7 protein-coding genes and 1 tRNA gene are annotated in these 14,133 nt (G+C 68.8%); 3 read left to right on the top strand and 5 right to left on the bottom strand.

Annotation, left to right across the window (positions count from 1 at the left end; all coding sequences use genetic code 11):
- Positions 1-246: 246 nt before the first annotated feature.
- Positions 247-4,362, bottom strand: a complete 4,116-nt coding sequence (hrpA, locus tag AAD027_RS14395; protein ID WP_341726721.1) for an ATP-dependent RNA helicase HrpA — start codon at positions 4,360-4,362, stop codon at positions 247-249.
- Positions 4,363-4,453: 91 nt separating this feature from the next.
- On the opposite strand from hrpA, the gene AAD027_RS14390 reads away from it, so the two are divergent.
- The 3 genes from AAD027_RS14390 to AAD027_RS14380 all read left to right on the top strand — a co-directional run bounded on the left by AAD027_RS14390 (position 4,454) and on the right by AAD027_RS14380 (position 8,388).
- Positions 4,454-5,014 carry a Dps family protein gene (locus AAD027_RS14390; RefSeq protein WP_341726720.1) on the top strand — a complete coding sequence of 187 codons (561 nt, stop codon included), beginning with the start codon at positions 4,454-4,456 and terminating at the stop codon, positions 5,012-5,014.
- 1,022 nt (positions 5,015-6,036) lie between these two features.
- Positions 6,037-7,833, top strand: a complete 1,797-nt coding sequence (gene recQ, locus AAD027_RS14385; protein ID WP_341726719.1) for a DNA helicase RecQ — start codon at positions 6,037-6,039, stop codon at positions 7,831-7,833.
- Positions 7,834-7,935: 102 nt separating this feature from the next.
- Positions 7,936-8,388, top strand: coding sequence for a hypothetical protein (locus tag AAD027_RS14380; RefSeq protein WP_341726718.1), 453 nt, complete (start codon positions 7,936-7,938; stop codon positions 8,386-8,388).
- 116 nt (positions 8,389-8,504) lie between these two features.
- Here the strand turns inward: AAD027_RS14380 and AAD027_RS14375 are convergent, their stop codons facing one another.
- The 4 genes from AAD027_RS14375 to queC all read right to left on the bottom strand — a co-directional run bounded on the left by AAD027_RS14375 (position 8,505) and on the right by queC (position 12,935).
- Positions 8,505-9,674: an MFS transporter gene (locus AAD027_RS14375; protein WP_341726717.1), complete on the bottom strand. Its 1,170-nt coding sequence runs from the start codon at positions 9,672-9,674 to the stop codon at positions 8,505-8,507.
- 25 nt (positions 9,675-9,699) lie between these two features.
- Positions 9,700-11,880 carry a beta-glucosidase BglX gene (gene bglX, locus AAD027_RS14370; RefSeq protein WP_341726716.1) on the bottom strand — a complete coding sequence of 727 codons (2,181 nt, stop codon included), beginning with the start codon at positions 11,878-11,880 and terminating at the stop codon, positions 9,700-9,702.
- Positions 11,881-12,124: 244 nt separating this feature from the next.
- Positions 12,125-12,200, bottom strand: a tRNA-Lys gene (locus tag AAD027_RS14365).
- A 69-nt stretch (positions 12,201-12,269) separates the two neighbouring features.
- Entirely contained in the window at positions 12,270-12,935 is a 666-nt protein-coding gene (queC, locus tag AAD027_RS14360) for a 7-cyano-7-deazaguanine synthase QueC (RefSeq protein ID WP_341726715.1), read from the bottom strand.
- Between the last annotated feature and the right edge of the window lie 1,198 nt (positions 12,936-14,133).

Here is a 14,133-nt window from a genome sequence, read left to right as displayed (position 1 = left end):
CCCACGCGTATCCGCCTTTCCCTGACGCCGGCCACCGTACTGTTGGCGCTGGCGGGGCGCCGACGGCGACTTCCGCCTGGGCAAGCCGTTGACCGCTTCCAAGGTCGCCATCACGCCGGGCAGGATCGGCGGCTGGTATCTGCATGTCGAAGGCCAGATCCATGTGGGAGCGACGCAAGTCGCGATGAAGCTTTACCGGCCGAGCATCGCGACTCACGTCGCTCCCACAACAGTGTTCGGATCGTCTCAGCTGCGCAGCGACGCCAGCCGCTGCGCGAGCTTCTTTGGTGAAATGCCGGCGCGTGCACCCAATTCCTGCGCGAATACCGAGATCCGCAGCTCTTCCAGATCCCAGCGCAGAGCCTGCCACTCAGGCGCCTGCGCCACGTCGCATGCCATCGCTTCTTCCAGGGCCTGCACGAACGGCCGGATCTCCAGCATCCGCGCCTGGTCGCGGGCGGGATCGCGCTTGGCGCGCTCGGCGCGCAGCGCCATGCCCTTCAGGTAGCGTGGCAACTGCGACAGTGCATCGGCCGGCGTCTGCCGCAGGAAGCCGGGATGGATCAGCGCCCGCAGCTGCGCGTTCAGGTCGTCCAGGTTGCCGCGCGCCCAGCCCATCAGCGGCGCTTCCAACTGCGGCTTGAGCTCGGCCACCGTGGACAGGATCGCGTCGGCCAGTTTCAGCCGCTCCATCGCCTCGCCGAACAGGCGCCTGCCGGCCTCGTCGCGGCGCCGTTCGAAGGTGGCGCGATCGCGGATATCCTCCAGGCCTTCGGCCAGCACCGCGTTCATCGCCGCGTCGACGAGGTCGCCGCGCAGGCGGTCCTGCCGCGTGGAGGCCTTGGCCTCCACGCCAGCATCGAACTCGTGGATGGCGGCGTACAGCAGGCCGGTCTTCGGCGACACCGGCAGTTGCTTGCGTGCCTGCTTTACCTTGTCCGCCAATGCGATCTCCAGCAACCGGCGCATGCCGCCGGGATGGGCCGCCTGCGCCTCGGCACGGTCGGCGAACACCTGCAGGGCCACCGATTCGCCGTCGTCGCGCAACGCCGGATAGGCCGGTACGCCGGCCTCGCCCGGCACTTCCACCGGGATGGGCGTGGCGGGAAACTCGCGCAGGCCGCTGGCGGCCATCGCGCGGCCCGCGCGCGCCGCGAACGCGCGGCCGGCCCGGTCGCCGAACCGGGCGCGCAGTTCGTCCAGGTCGCGCGATTCGGCCAGCACGCGGCCCTCGCCGCCGCCGCGTGGATCTTCGCGCAGGCGCAGGTTCATGCGCAGGTGCGGCTCCAGCGCCGCCTCGTCGAAATCCAGCGCGCCCACCGCCGCGCCCGTGGCGCGGCTGAGGAACCGCGCCAGTTCGCCGCGCACGTCGTCGGCGGTGGGCTGCGGGTACGCCTCGAAGAACGCGCGGCCGAAATCCGGCGCCGGCACGTAGTTGCGCCGCATCGCCTTGGGCAGGCTGCGGATCAGGCCCGCCGCCTTGTCGGCGATGAAGCCCGGCGCCAGCCAGGACAGCCGCGCCGGGTCCAGCGCGTTGAGCAGGTGCAGCGGTACTTCCAGCGTCACGCCATCATCGGCCGCGCCGGGCTCGAACGTGTAATGCAGCGGCAGGCGCGCGTCGCCCAATGCAAAGTATTTCGGGAACCGGTCTTCCTCGCTGCCCTCGCCGGGCAACAGGTCGACCAGCGTCCATTGCAGCTTGTGGCGCGCTTCCGGCGCCAGCGCCTTGTACCAGGCATCCAGCCCGGCGGCGGAATGGATGTCCGCCGGAATGCGGTCCAGGTACCAGCGCGCCTGCCAGTCCTCGTCGGCGACGAGGCCGGCGCGGCGCAGCTTGGCTTCTTCCTCGCGCGCCTGTTCCAGCGTCTTCAGGTTGTCGGCCACGAAGCCGGCGCGGATGTCGATCTCGCCTGTCACCAGCCCTTGCCGCACGAAGATGTCGTGCGCCTCGCCTGGCGCGATGCGGCCGTAGTGCACCGGCTTCTTCGGCGCCAGCACCAACCCGAACAGGCTGATCTGCTCCGAGGCCAGCACGTGCCCCTGCGCGCGCGACCAGTGCGGATCGAAGTGCTTGCGCGCCAGCAAGTGCGGCAGTTCGGCGATGACCCAGTCCGGTTCGATGACGGCATTGGTCAGGCCCCATACGCGCTGGGTGTCCAGCAGCGTGGCGCTGAGTACCCACGGCGGTGGTTTCTTCGCCAGCGCCGAACCCGGGAACAGGTGGAACCGGCGCTGGCGCGGCGCCTGGAAGTCGCCCTTCTCGGTGCGATGGCCGACCTGCGTCGGCAGGCCGGCGATCAGCGCGCGGTGCAGCGCGACATAAGCGGCGGCGCGCTCGCGTTCGCTGATTTGGCCGGCATCCACTTCGGGCGCCTGCGGCGCACCGGACCCGGCAAGGCGGGCGGCGCGATGCAAGGCGCCTTGTGTGGACGTAGGCTTCGCGGCGCGCGCCGGTTTGCCTGTGCTCTTCGTTGCGGGCGCCGCACCGGGGGCCGGTCCCGCGCTCGCATCCCAGCCCAGTTCCTGGCACAGCAGCAGCAACTGCCGGTGCAGTTCGCGCCATTCGCGCATGCGCAGGAAGCCCAGGAAGTGGCGCTCGCACCAGTCGCGCAGCCTGGACTGGGTCAGCTCCTCGTGCGCCTCCCGATAGGCGTCCCACAGCCTGACGATGCCCAGGAATTCCGAGCGCGGATCGGCGAACTTCGCATGCGCGTTGTCGGCCGCCTCGCGCGCTTCCGGCGGGCGTTCGCGCGGGTCCTGGATGCCCAGGAACGAGGCGATGACGATCATCTCGGGCAGGCAGCGGTGCTGTTGCGCGGCCACCAGCATGCGCGCCAGCTTCACGTCCACCGGCAGGCGCGCCATCTGCCGGCCGATCGGCGTGAGCTTGCGATCCTTGTCGATGGCGCCCAACTCGGAAAGCTGCTGCCAGCCATCGGCGATGGCGCGTTCGTCCGGCGGTTCGAGGAACGGGAAATCCTCGATCCGTCCCAGCCCCAGCGACAGCATGCGCAGGATCACCCCGGCCAGGCTGGAGCGGCGGATTTCCGGATCGGTGAACTCGGCGCGCGACTGGAAATCGGCTTCCGAATACAGCCGGTAGCAGATGCCTTCGGCGATGCGTCCGCAGCGGCCCTTGCGCTGGTTGGCGCTGGCCTGGCTGACCGGCTCGATGTGCAGGCGGTCCAGCTTCAGCCTTGGGCTGTAGCGCTTCACGCGGGCGAGGCCGGGATCGACCACGTAGCGGATGCGCGGCACGGTCAGCGAGGTTTCGGCCACGTTGGTGGCCAGCACCAGCCGCCGCTTCGGGCCGGGATCGAACACGCGGTCCTGGTCGCGCGCCGACAGCCGCGCGTACAGCGGCAGCACTTCGGTCTCGCGGTACTTGCGCCGCTCCAGCGCCTGGTGCGCATCGCGGATCTCGCGTTCGCCCGGCAGGAACAGCAGCACGTCGCCACGCGGATCCAGCCGGGTGATCTCGTCGATGGCGGCGACAATGGCGTCGTTGACGGTGCGGTCGCCGGCACGCGCGTCCTCGCCGTCGCTGCCCTCGCCTTCCAGCGGCCGGTAGCGCACTTCCACCGGATAGGTGCGGCCTTCCACGCTGATCACCGGCGCGTCGTCGAAGTGGCGCGAGAAGCGTTCGGTGTCAATGGTCGCCGAAGTGACGATGACCTTCAGGTCTCGGCGCTTGCGCAGCAGTTGCTTCAAATAGCCCAGCAGGAAGTCGATGTTGAGGCTGCGCTCGTGCGCCTCGTCGACGATGATGGTGTCGTAGGCCGACAGCCAGCGATCGCTGGCGATCTCCGCCAGCAGGATGCCGTCGGTCATGAACTTGATGTGGGTGTCCTCGCCCACCTGGTCGGTGAAGCGCACCTGGTAGCCCACGCCGCGGCCGACCTCGGTCTTGAGTTCCTCGGCCACGCGCCGGGCCACCGCGCGGGCGGCGATGCGGCGCGGCTGGGTGCAGCCGATCATGCCGGCCACGCCGCGGCCGGCCGCCAGGCACAGCTTCGGCAACTGGGTGGTCTTGCCCGAACCGGTCTCGCCGGCGATCACGACGACCTGGTGGTTGCGGATCAGTTCGACGATGCGTTCGCCCTCGCGGGCGATGGGAAGGGACGCGTCCAGCGTCACCGCGGGCACGGCCGATCGACGGCGCTCCCGGGTCGCCATCGATGCGGCCAATGCCTGCTCGAACGCCCGGCGCGCGCCGGCGTCCGCCGGCTTGCCCTGCCAGCGCGACCACAGGCCGTGCAAGCGGCCGCGGTCCCGGCTCAGCGCACGGTCGAGCGACCGGCGCGCCTGCTCCAGGGCGGCGCGGTGGGAACTGGCGGGGGAAGGTTCGTGCGGGGTATTCATTAATTTCGGCAAACGGTTGAAACTTTTCGCTCACGCCACATGTTCTAGTCTGTCTATTGTGACGCCTCAACCCACCCTCAGGAGAACCCGCATGGCCAAGCCGAAGACCAAGCCCGCCAAGACCAAGGCAGCGCCCGCGTCCGTCACCGCGCCGATCCCGTCCGCGCCGACCGCACCGAACATCGACATCGGGATCAGCACGGGCGACCGCAAGAAGATCGCCGACGGCCTGTCGCGGTTCCTGGCCGACAGCTACACGCTGTACCTGAAGACCCACAATTTCCACTGGAACGTCACCGGCGCGATGTTCAATTCGCTGCATACGATGTTCGAGACGCAGTACACCGAGGAGTGGAACGCGCTGGACGAGATCGCCGAACGCATCCGCGCGCTGGGCTACAACGCGCCGGGTTCGTACCGCGAGTTCGTCGGCCTGACCTCGATCCCGGAAGAGCCGGGCCTGACCGACAGCGCCGACTGGCGCGAGATGGTACGCCAGTTGACCGTCGGCAACGAGGCGGTCTGCCGCACGGCGCGCAAGGTGCTGAAGGTGGCCGACGATGCCGGCGACGATCCGTCGGTGGATCTGCTGACCCAGCGCCTGCAAACCCACGAGAAGTACGCGTGGATGCTGCGCTCGCTGTTGCAGTAAGCGGTTCGCGACACCCCGGCTGCATCGGAAACGCCCGGCACGCCCGGGCGTTTCGTTTTTCCCCTTGTGTAGGGTGCGCCCCGGCGCACCACCGCGCTCCGACGCACGCTATCCAAGCCCCTCTCCCGCCGGGAGAGGGGTTGGGGTGAGGGCCGAACGAAGCCCGCCTGTTTCTTGTCTCCTGCACCGATCACATGCGGAATTCACTCAAAACGTTCATTTTCATTGAACTCGGAACGTGCACCTCCGGAATGACCTGTGCTGCTTCCGACATGGCGCGCTCGCCGCGAGGCGTCACTTTCTTTGCTTGTGCAAAGAAAGTAACCAAAGAAAGCACACCCCAGGCGGCGCGCCCTGCGCGCTGCGCGCTCCGGGTCCGCAAGCGGGCCGGGAATTTTCGTAAGGCACATCCCTGTGCCATACGAAAACGCCGCCCATCCAGGGCGGCGCCCTACGGGTTTTACCCAGCCCGCTTGCCGCGCCTAAATGGGGGCCCCAAAGGCAACAGCAAAAGCAGAAGCAACTGGGCTCCGGATGTATCCGCGTCGCCTTGGGGCCCCTGAGGTCCGGCAGTCCCGGCAGGTACAACCCGCAGGGCGGCGCACAGGACGTGCGCCGTTTTCGTATGGGCCAGGATGGCCCTTACGAAAATTCCTGCCGGGACTGCGCACCCGCCACGCAGTGGCGGGCGGACCGCCGGGGTGTGCTTTCTTTTGCCTACTTTTCTTTGCACAAGCAAAGAAGCGCTTCTCAACAGCCGTAGGCTGGTCAAAGTAGGGCCCCGCGGCGAGCGGCGCCATGCCTGAGCAGCGGAAGACCTTTCCGAAGGTAACCCGCTAGGTCGAACGAAGAGGGATGGTGCGCCAAGGCGCACCCTACGTACTTGTTCTCGCCATTCCGGTCCACCAAGACAATAGGGACTTCGTTCGCCCCTCTCCCCAACCCCTCTCCCGGTGGGAGAGGGGCTTCTGAATTAAGGGTCAAGCCGCCTCGCACGCTCCCCGCCTGCTACCCTATCCCGCATGTCAGAAAGCCCCACCGACCTGCTGCAGCGGGTCTTCGGATACCCCGCCTTCCGCGGCCCCCAGCAGGCCATCGTCGAAACCCTGACCGCCGGCCACGACGCCCTCGTGCTGATGCCCACCGGCGGCGGCAAGTCGCTGTGCTACCAGGTGCCGGCCCTGCTGCGCGACGGCGTGGGCATCATCGTCTCCCCCCTGATCGCATTGATGCAGGACCAGGTGGAGGCCCTGCGCCAGCTCGGCGTGCGCGCCGCCTTCCTCAATTCATCGCTGGACGCCGCCACGGCGCAGCAGGTGGAACAGGACCTGCTGCGCGGCGAACTGGACCTGCTGTACGTCGCGCCGGAACGGCTGCTGACGCCGCGCTTCCTGTCGTTGCTGGACCGCAGCCGGATCGCCCTGTTCGCCATCGACGAAGCGCATTGCGTCTCCGCCTGGGGCCACGACTTCCGCCGCGAATACCTGGAACTGACCCTGCTGCACGAGCGCTGGCCCGACGTCCCGCGCATCGCGCTGACCGCCACCGCCGACCCGCCCACCCAGCGCGAGATCGCCGAGCGGTTGAACCTGACCGAGGCGCAGCGCTTCGTCAGCTCGTTCGACCGGCCCAACATCCGCTACACCGTGGTGCAGAAGGACAACGCGCGCCGGCAGTTGCGCGACTTCCTGCAGAAGCACCGCGGCGAGGCCGGCATCGTCTACTGCCTGTCGCGCAAGCGGGTGGACCAGACCGCCGAGTTCCTGGCCGAACAGGGCTTCAACGCCCTGCCCTACCACGCCGGGCTGGCCGCCGATGTGCGCGCGCACCACCAGCGCCGCTTCCTGCGCGAGGACGGCATCGTCATGGTGGCCACCATCGCGTTCGGCATGGGCATCGACAAGCCGGACGTCCGCTTCGTGGCGCACATCGACCTGCCCAAGTCGCTGGAAGGCTATTATCAGGAGACCGGCCGCGCCGGCCGCGATGGCGAAGCCGCCGAGGCGTGGCTGTGCTACGGGCTGGGCGACATGGTGCTGCTGAAGCAGATGATCGAGCAATCCGAGGCCGGCGAGGAGCGCAAGCGGCTGGAACGCCGCAAGCTGGACCAGTTGCTGGGCTACTGCGAATCCACCCAGTGCCGCCGGCAGGTGCTGCTGGCCGGCTTCGGCGAAACCTACCCGCACGAGTGCGGCAACTGCGACAACTGCCTGAGCCCGGCCGAGACCTGGGAAGCCACCGAGGCCGCGCAGAAGGCGCTGAGCTGCGTCTACCGCACCGGCCAGCGCTTCGGCGCGGCGCACGTGATCGACGTGCTGCGCGGCAGCGAGAGCGAAAAGGTCCAGCAATGCGGCCACCAGCACCTGACCACCTACGGCATCGGCAAGGACCTGGACGCGGCCACCTGGCGCAGCGTGTTCCGGCAACTGGTCGCCACCGGCGTGCTGGAAGTGGACGCCGAAGGCTTCGGCAGCCTGCGCCTGACCGAGGCCAGCCGCGCCGTACTGCGCGGCGAGCGCCGCCTGCAATTGCGCAAGGACAGCCGCACGACGCGCGAGAAGGATCGCGGACCGCGCACCGGCGTGTCGGTGGCGCCGGACGACCTGCCGCGCTTCCAGGCCCTGCGCGACCTGCGCGCGCAGCTGGCGCGCGAGCAGAACGTGCCCGCCTACGTCATCTTCCACGACAGCACCCTGCGCAACATCGCCGAACAGCAGCCAGTCACGTTGGACGAACTGGCCCAGGTCGGCGGCATCGGCGGCACCAAGCTGGCCCGCTACGGGCAGCAGGTGCTGGACGCGCTGCGGGCGACGGGCTGAAGTTCCCGCCGGACCCGGCCCGCATCAGCCCGCGTTCAAACCCGGCTTGCTAGTTTGGCTGGACAGCCGGTCCCGGACTGGCCACTTCCCTTGGGAATCCCCATGAAGACCCTGCCGCTCGCCGTGCTGCTCGCCGCCCTTCCCGCCATGTCCGCGTGGGCGCAGTCGTCGGCCGAAGCGCTGGACCTGAGCCTGCCGCGGGACGCCGCATACACCGCGGACCCGCCGGGCACCTTCTACGGCGACAAGAGCGGGCGCACCGCGGCGAGGGCGGCCGATGCGGCCAGGGAAACACGGGACCCGTGCGTATTGATGCACGACGACCGCGACGGCGACGGCATCACCGGCAGCGTCACCACCGGGATCGGCTACAGCAAGGGCTACGGCAGCAGCACCTACAACGCCGCCAACCTCAACCTGTGCAAGTCCTACACGGACGACGACGGCGACACGCGCACGTTCAATTTCAACATCCATGTGGACCGTTACGACGGCCCGGGTGGATACGGCCGGCCGTACGGACCGATGCCACCGCAAGGCCCCTACCGCCCGTAGGAGCGCCCCACGGGCGCGATGCTCTTCCAGTCCCTCGCAAAAAAGCATCGCGGGCATGGCCCGCTCCTACAAAGGTCAGGCTCGGCTGCAGGAGCGCCCTCGGGCGCGATGCTTTTTCAATCGGCGACCGCGCGCCGGGCCAGCATCGCCACGCCGGCCAGCAGCAACGCCAGCAATCCCAGCGCGATGGACAGCGACGAGGCATGTGCGATGAAGCCCAGGGCCGCCGGCCCCAGCAGCACGCCGGCATAGCCCATCGTGGTGACCGCGGCCACCGCCAGGTGGGTGGGCATGCTGTGCTGGCGACCGGCCGCGGAGAACATCACCGGCACCACGTTGGCCGCGCCCGCGCCCACCAGCGCGAAGCCCGCCATCGCGGCCAGCCACGACGGCACCAGCACCGCCAGCGCGAAGCCGGCCGCGGCCAGCAAGGCGCCGAACATCACCACGCGCAGCCGGCCCAGCGCCTGCACGATGCGGTCGCCGGTCAGCCTTCCTAGCGTCATGGTGATGGCGAAGGCGACATAGCCGAAGCCGGCCGTGGCCAGGTCCAGATGACGCACGGTGGCCAGGAACACCGCGCTCCAGTCCAGCACCGCGCCCTCGGCCAGGAACATCGAAAAACACACCGCACCGATCAGCAGGACGCGCCCGCGCGGCAGCGCGAACGCGGGGTGGTCGGCTTCGCCGCCATAGGGCAGCAACGCACGCAGCGACCCTGCCAGCAGGACCGCGGCCGTCGCGGCCATCGCCAGCACCGCCGACAACGGCGTGGCGCCCAGCGCGATCAGCCCCGATACGCCACCCGCGCCGGCGATGCCGCCGACGCTGTACATACCATGGAAGCCCGACATCATCGCGCGGCGACTGGCGCGTTCCACGATGACCGCCTGGATGTTCATCACCACGTCGAAGATGCCGATGCCCGCGCCGATCACCAGCAGCGTGATCGCCAGACCGGGCGAGGTGCCGGCCAGCACCAGGAACGGCAGCACCGCGCAGACGATGGCGCCGGTCGCCGCCAGTACGCGGCGGCAGCCGAAACGCGCCGCCAGCCCACCGGCCAACGGCATCACCAGCACCGAGCCGATGCCCAGGCACAGCAGCATCAGGCCCAACTGCGCGTCGTCCAGGCCCAGCCGGCGCTTGGCGTGCGGGATCAGCGGCGCCCAGGCCGATACGGTCAGCCCGGCGACGAAGAACGCGATGCGCGTGGAGACCTGTTCGCGGAAGCCCGGCGCATCGCCATCCGCGACCGCCGCGATGCGCGGAGTGGATTCGTTCAAGGGTATCGCCCGCCGTGCGGCCCGCTCAGGACGCCAGCAGTTCGAACGTCACCGCGTCGCCGACGGCGGAAGAGGGCGCCACCCACAGGTCGAACAGGCCCGGCTCGGCCACGGGCCGGTTGTCGACGCCGTGGAACTCGAAGTCCGCACGCGTCAGCGCGAACTCGACCTCGCGCGATTCGCCCACGGCCAGCGCCACCTTGGCGAAGCGCTTCAGCTCGCGCACCGGGCGCACGCGGTTGGCGGTGCGGTCGCGCAGGTAGAGCTGCGCGACGTCCTCGCCATCGCGCGGCCCGGCATTGGTGATGCGCGTGCGCACGGTCAGCGTTCCGTTCCAGCCCAGCTTGTCCGTGCCGAGCTGCGGCGCGCCGTAGTCGAAACGCGTGTAGCTCAGCCCGTGGCCGAACGGATACAGCGCCGCATGCGCGACCTCGCGCCAGCGTGCCTGGAAGGAGCGCGGCGTGCCGGGCACGTTGGGGCGGCCGGTCGCCGGATGGTTGTAGAAATACGGCTGCTGGCCGGAGTCCTGCGGGAAGCTCACCGGCAGGCGCGCGGACGGGTTGTAATCGCCGAACAGCACATCGGCCACCGCCGGACCGGTCTGAGTGCCCAGGAACCATGTCACCAGGATCGCCTGCGCATCGCGTACCGCGCCTTCCAGCGCCAGCGCGCGGCCATTGCGCAGCAGCACCACGACCGGTGTGCCGGTGGTGGCCACGGCCTCGGCCAGCGCCTGTTGCGCGGCCGGCAGCACGATCTGCGTGCGCGACTGCGCCTCGCCGGAATAATCGTGCGGCTCGCCCAGCGCCAGCACCACCACGTCCGCTTCGCGCGCGGCGGCGACGGCGGCCTCCAGGCCACCTTCCACGGGCTCCTCGATGGCGCAGCCCGGCACCACCACCAGCGAGGCGGCATCGTCCAGCGCGGAACGCAGGCCGGTCTCCACGTCGATCATGCGGGCGGCGTCGCCGAAGATGTTCCAGCAACCGCCCAGGTGGGCCGTATCGCTGCCGAACGGGCCGATCAGCGCGATGCGCTGGCCGGACTTCTTCAGCGGCAGCACGTCGTCCTCGTTCTTCAGCAGCACGATGGAGCGACGCGCGCAGTCGCGCGCCAGCGCGTCGTGCGCGGCGATGTGCGACGGGTCGGCTTCGCGCGCCGCGTCCAGCGAGCGATAGGGATCGTCGAACAGGCCGATGGCCGCCTTCACCGCCAGCACCCGGCGCACGGCTTCGTCCACCACCGCCATCGGGATCTCGCCCCGCTCCACCAGTGCGGCGACGTGCCCGGCGTAGATGCCGCTCTGCAGGCTCATGTCCAGGCCGGCGGTCAGCGCTTTCTTCGCCGCGTCGGCCTCGTCGCTGGCATAGCCGTGCGCGATCAGTTCCAGGTCGGAGGTGTAGTCCGAGACCACGAAGCCTTCGAACTTCCACTCGCCGCGCAGCAGATCGGTCAGCAGCTCGCGATTGGCCGACGCCGGCACGCCGTTGATGTCGTTGAACGAGCTCATCAGCGTCAGCGCGCCGGCGTCGATCGCCGCCTTGAACGGCGGCAGGTGCACGTCGCGCAGCGTCTGCGGGGCCAGGTCGACGAAGTTGTAGTCCAGTCCCGCCGACACCGCGCCGTAGGCGGCGAAGTGCTTGGGCGTGGCGAGCAGCGAATCAGCCGCGGTCAGGTCCCCGCCCTGGAAGCCGCGCACGCGCGCCGCGGCGAATTCGCAGGACAGGTGCACGTCCTCGCCGGATGTTTCCGCCACCCGGCCCCAGCGCTGGTCGCGCGCGACGTCCACCATCGGCGCGAACGTCCAGTGGATGCCCGCGGCGGTGGCTTCCTTGGCGGTGGCGCGCGCGGTGCGCTCGGCCAGGTCGGGCTCGAAGCTGGCAGCCTCGCCCAGCGGGATCGGGAACACCGTGCGCATGCCGTGGATCACGTCGGCGCCCAGCAGCAGCGGGATGCCCAGCCGGCTTTCCTCCACCGCGATGCGTTGCGCCTCGCGGCCTTCCGCCGCGCCTACGCCGTTGAACAGCGCACCGACGCGGCCGGCACGGATCTGCTCGCGCACCTGCTCGGCATCGCGCGCGAAGGTCTCGGGATTCACCTCGAAGGCGAACGGACGCAGTGCATCGGCGAAGGCGCCGAGTTGGCCGATTTTTTCTTCCAGCGTCATCCTGGTGATCAGGCCCTCGATCCTTGGCTGATGCGGCATGTAAGCGGTCCTCCCAAGGACACGGGTGCTGGCGAGGCGACATTATGAAAACGTTTACAGTACGGGTCAAACAGGCCGGGGCCGGGGCGGATACGGATGGCGGCCACGGACCCGGGTATCTGTAGGAGCGCCCCATGGGCGCGATGCTTTCCCCTCCACCCCACACAAGAGCATCGCGGGCGTGGCCCGCTCCTACGGGCACGGCGCGTGGACGCATGGCGCGCGCGATCGGGAGAGGGGGAAATGGTGGGCCGTGAAGGATTCGAACCTTCGACCAAAAGATTAAAAGTCTTCTGCTCTACCGACTGAGCTAACGGCCCGGTGCTGCGCCCGGCCTTGCGCCGGGGGGCGCCATTCTACCGTATCACTCGGGATGGAGTGAAACACGCTCAGGCGTAGTGCGTGGGATCGGCGACGCCGGCATCGGCGAAGCCGGCGGCGCGCAGGCGGCAGGCATCGCAATGGCCGCAGGCGCGGCCCTGCTCGTCGGCCCGGTAGCACGAGACCGTCTGCGCGAAATCCACACCCAGGCGCACGCCCTCGCGCACGATGTCGGCCTTGCCGAGTTGCAGCAAGGGCGCGTGGATGCGCAGCCCCGCGCCTTCGACGCCGGCCTTGGTCGCCAGGTTGGCCAGCTTCTCGAACGCGTCGATGAACTCCGGCCGGCAATCGGGATAGCCCGAGTAGTCCACCGCGTTGACGCCGCAGAAGATGTCGTTGGCGCCCAGCACTTCGGCCCAGCCCAGCGCGACGGACAGCATGATGGTATTGCGCGCGGGCACGTAGGTGACCGGAATGCCCGGCCCGCCCGCCTCCGGCACCTCGATGTCGTCGGTCAGCGCCGAGCCACCGATACTGCGCAGGTCCACGTGCACGGTCTTGTGCGCCACCGCGCCCTGCGACGCCGCCACGCGCGCGGCCGCATCCAGTTCGGAGGTATGGCGCTGCCCATAGCGCACGCTGAGCGCATGCACGGCGAAACCCTGCTCGCGGGCGATGGCGACGACGACGGCGGAATCCATGCCACCGGAAAGGAGGACGACGGCTTTTTTCATGGCGGAATTGTATCGCTTGTAGCCCCTCTCCCACCGGGAGAGGGGTTGGAGTGAGGGGTGAACGGAGCCCGTTCGCCTCCGCCATCCGATGCGTAGGGTGCGCCCTGGCGCACCATCGCCATCCGTCCAGACTGAAGCCATTCCACCTTCGGCATGACTTGCTTCGCTTCTGGCGTGGCGCCGCTCCCGGCATGCCACTTCCCGCTGACGCATGCGGTCCAAGCCCCTCTCCCATCGGGAGAGGGGTTGGGGTGAGGGACGAACGGAGCCCGTTCGCCTCCGCCATCCGATGCGTAGGGTGCGCCCTGGCGCACCATCGCCATCCGCCATTCCACCTTCGGCATGACCTGCTTCGCTTCCGGCATGGTGCCGCTCGCCGCGGAGGCCCTACTTTCTTTGCTTGTGCAAAGAAAGTAGGCAAAGAAAGCACACCCCGGCGGTCCGCCCGCCACTGCGTGGCGGGTGCGCAGTCCCGGCAGGAATTTTCGTAAGGGCCATCCTGGCCCATACGAAAACGGCGCACGTCCTGTGCGCCGCCCTGCGGGTTGTACCTGCCGGGACTGCCGGACCTCAGGGGCCCCAAGGCGACGCGGATACATCCGGAGCCCAGATGCTTCTGCTTTTGCTGTTGCCTTTGGGGCCCCCATTTAGGCGCGGCAAGCGGGCCGGGTTAAACCCGTAGGGCGCCGCCCTGGATGGGCGGCGTTTTCGTATGGCACACGGATGTGCCTTACGAAAATTCCCGGCCCGCTTGCGCACCCGGAGCGCGTAGCGCGGAGGGCGCGCCGCCTGGGGCGTGTTTCTTTGGTTCTTTCTTTGCACGAGCAAAGAAGCGCTTCTCAACAGCCGAATGGCTGGTCAAGAATGCCCCCGCGGCGAGCGGCGCCATGCTTGGGCAGCGGAAGACCATGCCGAAGGTAGCTCGCAGTCTGGTCGAGCGAAGAGGGATGGTGCGCCAGGGCGCACCCTACGTGCTTGTTCTCGCCATTCCGGTCCACCAAGACAAAGAGACTCCGTTCGCCCCTCTCCCCAACCCCTCTCCCGATGGGAGAGGGGCTCGAATCGTGCGCAAGGAATTAACGCCGCGAGCGTCGACATGCCTCTGCGGCAAAGAACGCAAAAAAAAAGAATCCGACAAGTTCACTACGAATATACGTCGCGTATCCGTCACGCGTTCAATGCGCATATCGCGGGATCG

It is taken from the genome of Pseudoxanthomonas putridarboris, from assembly GCF_038321125.1.
In the GTDB taxonomy this organism is placed as follows: domain Bacteria; phylum Pseudomonadota; class Gammaproteobacteria; order Xanthomonadales; family Xanthomonadaceae; genus Pseudoxanthomonas_A; species Pseudoxanthomonas_A putridarboris.
The sequence above is the reverse complement of the archived record's forward strand: the minus strand, read 5'-3'. Positions and strand labels throughout refer to the sequence as shown.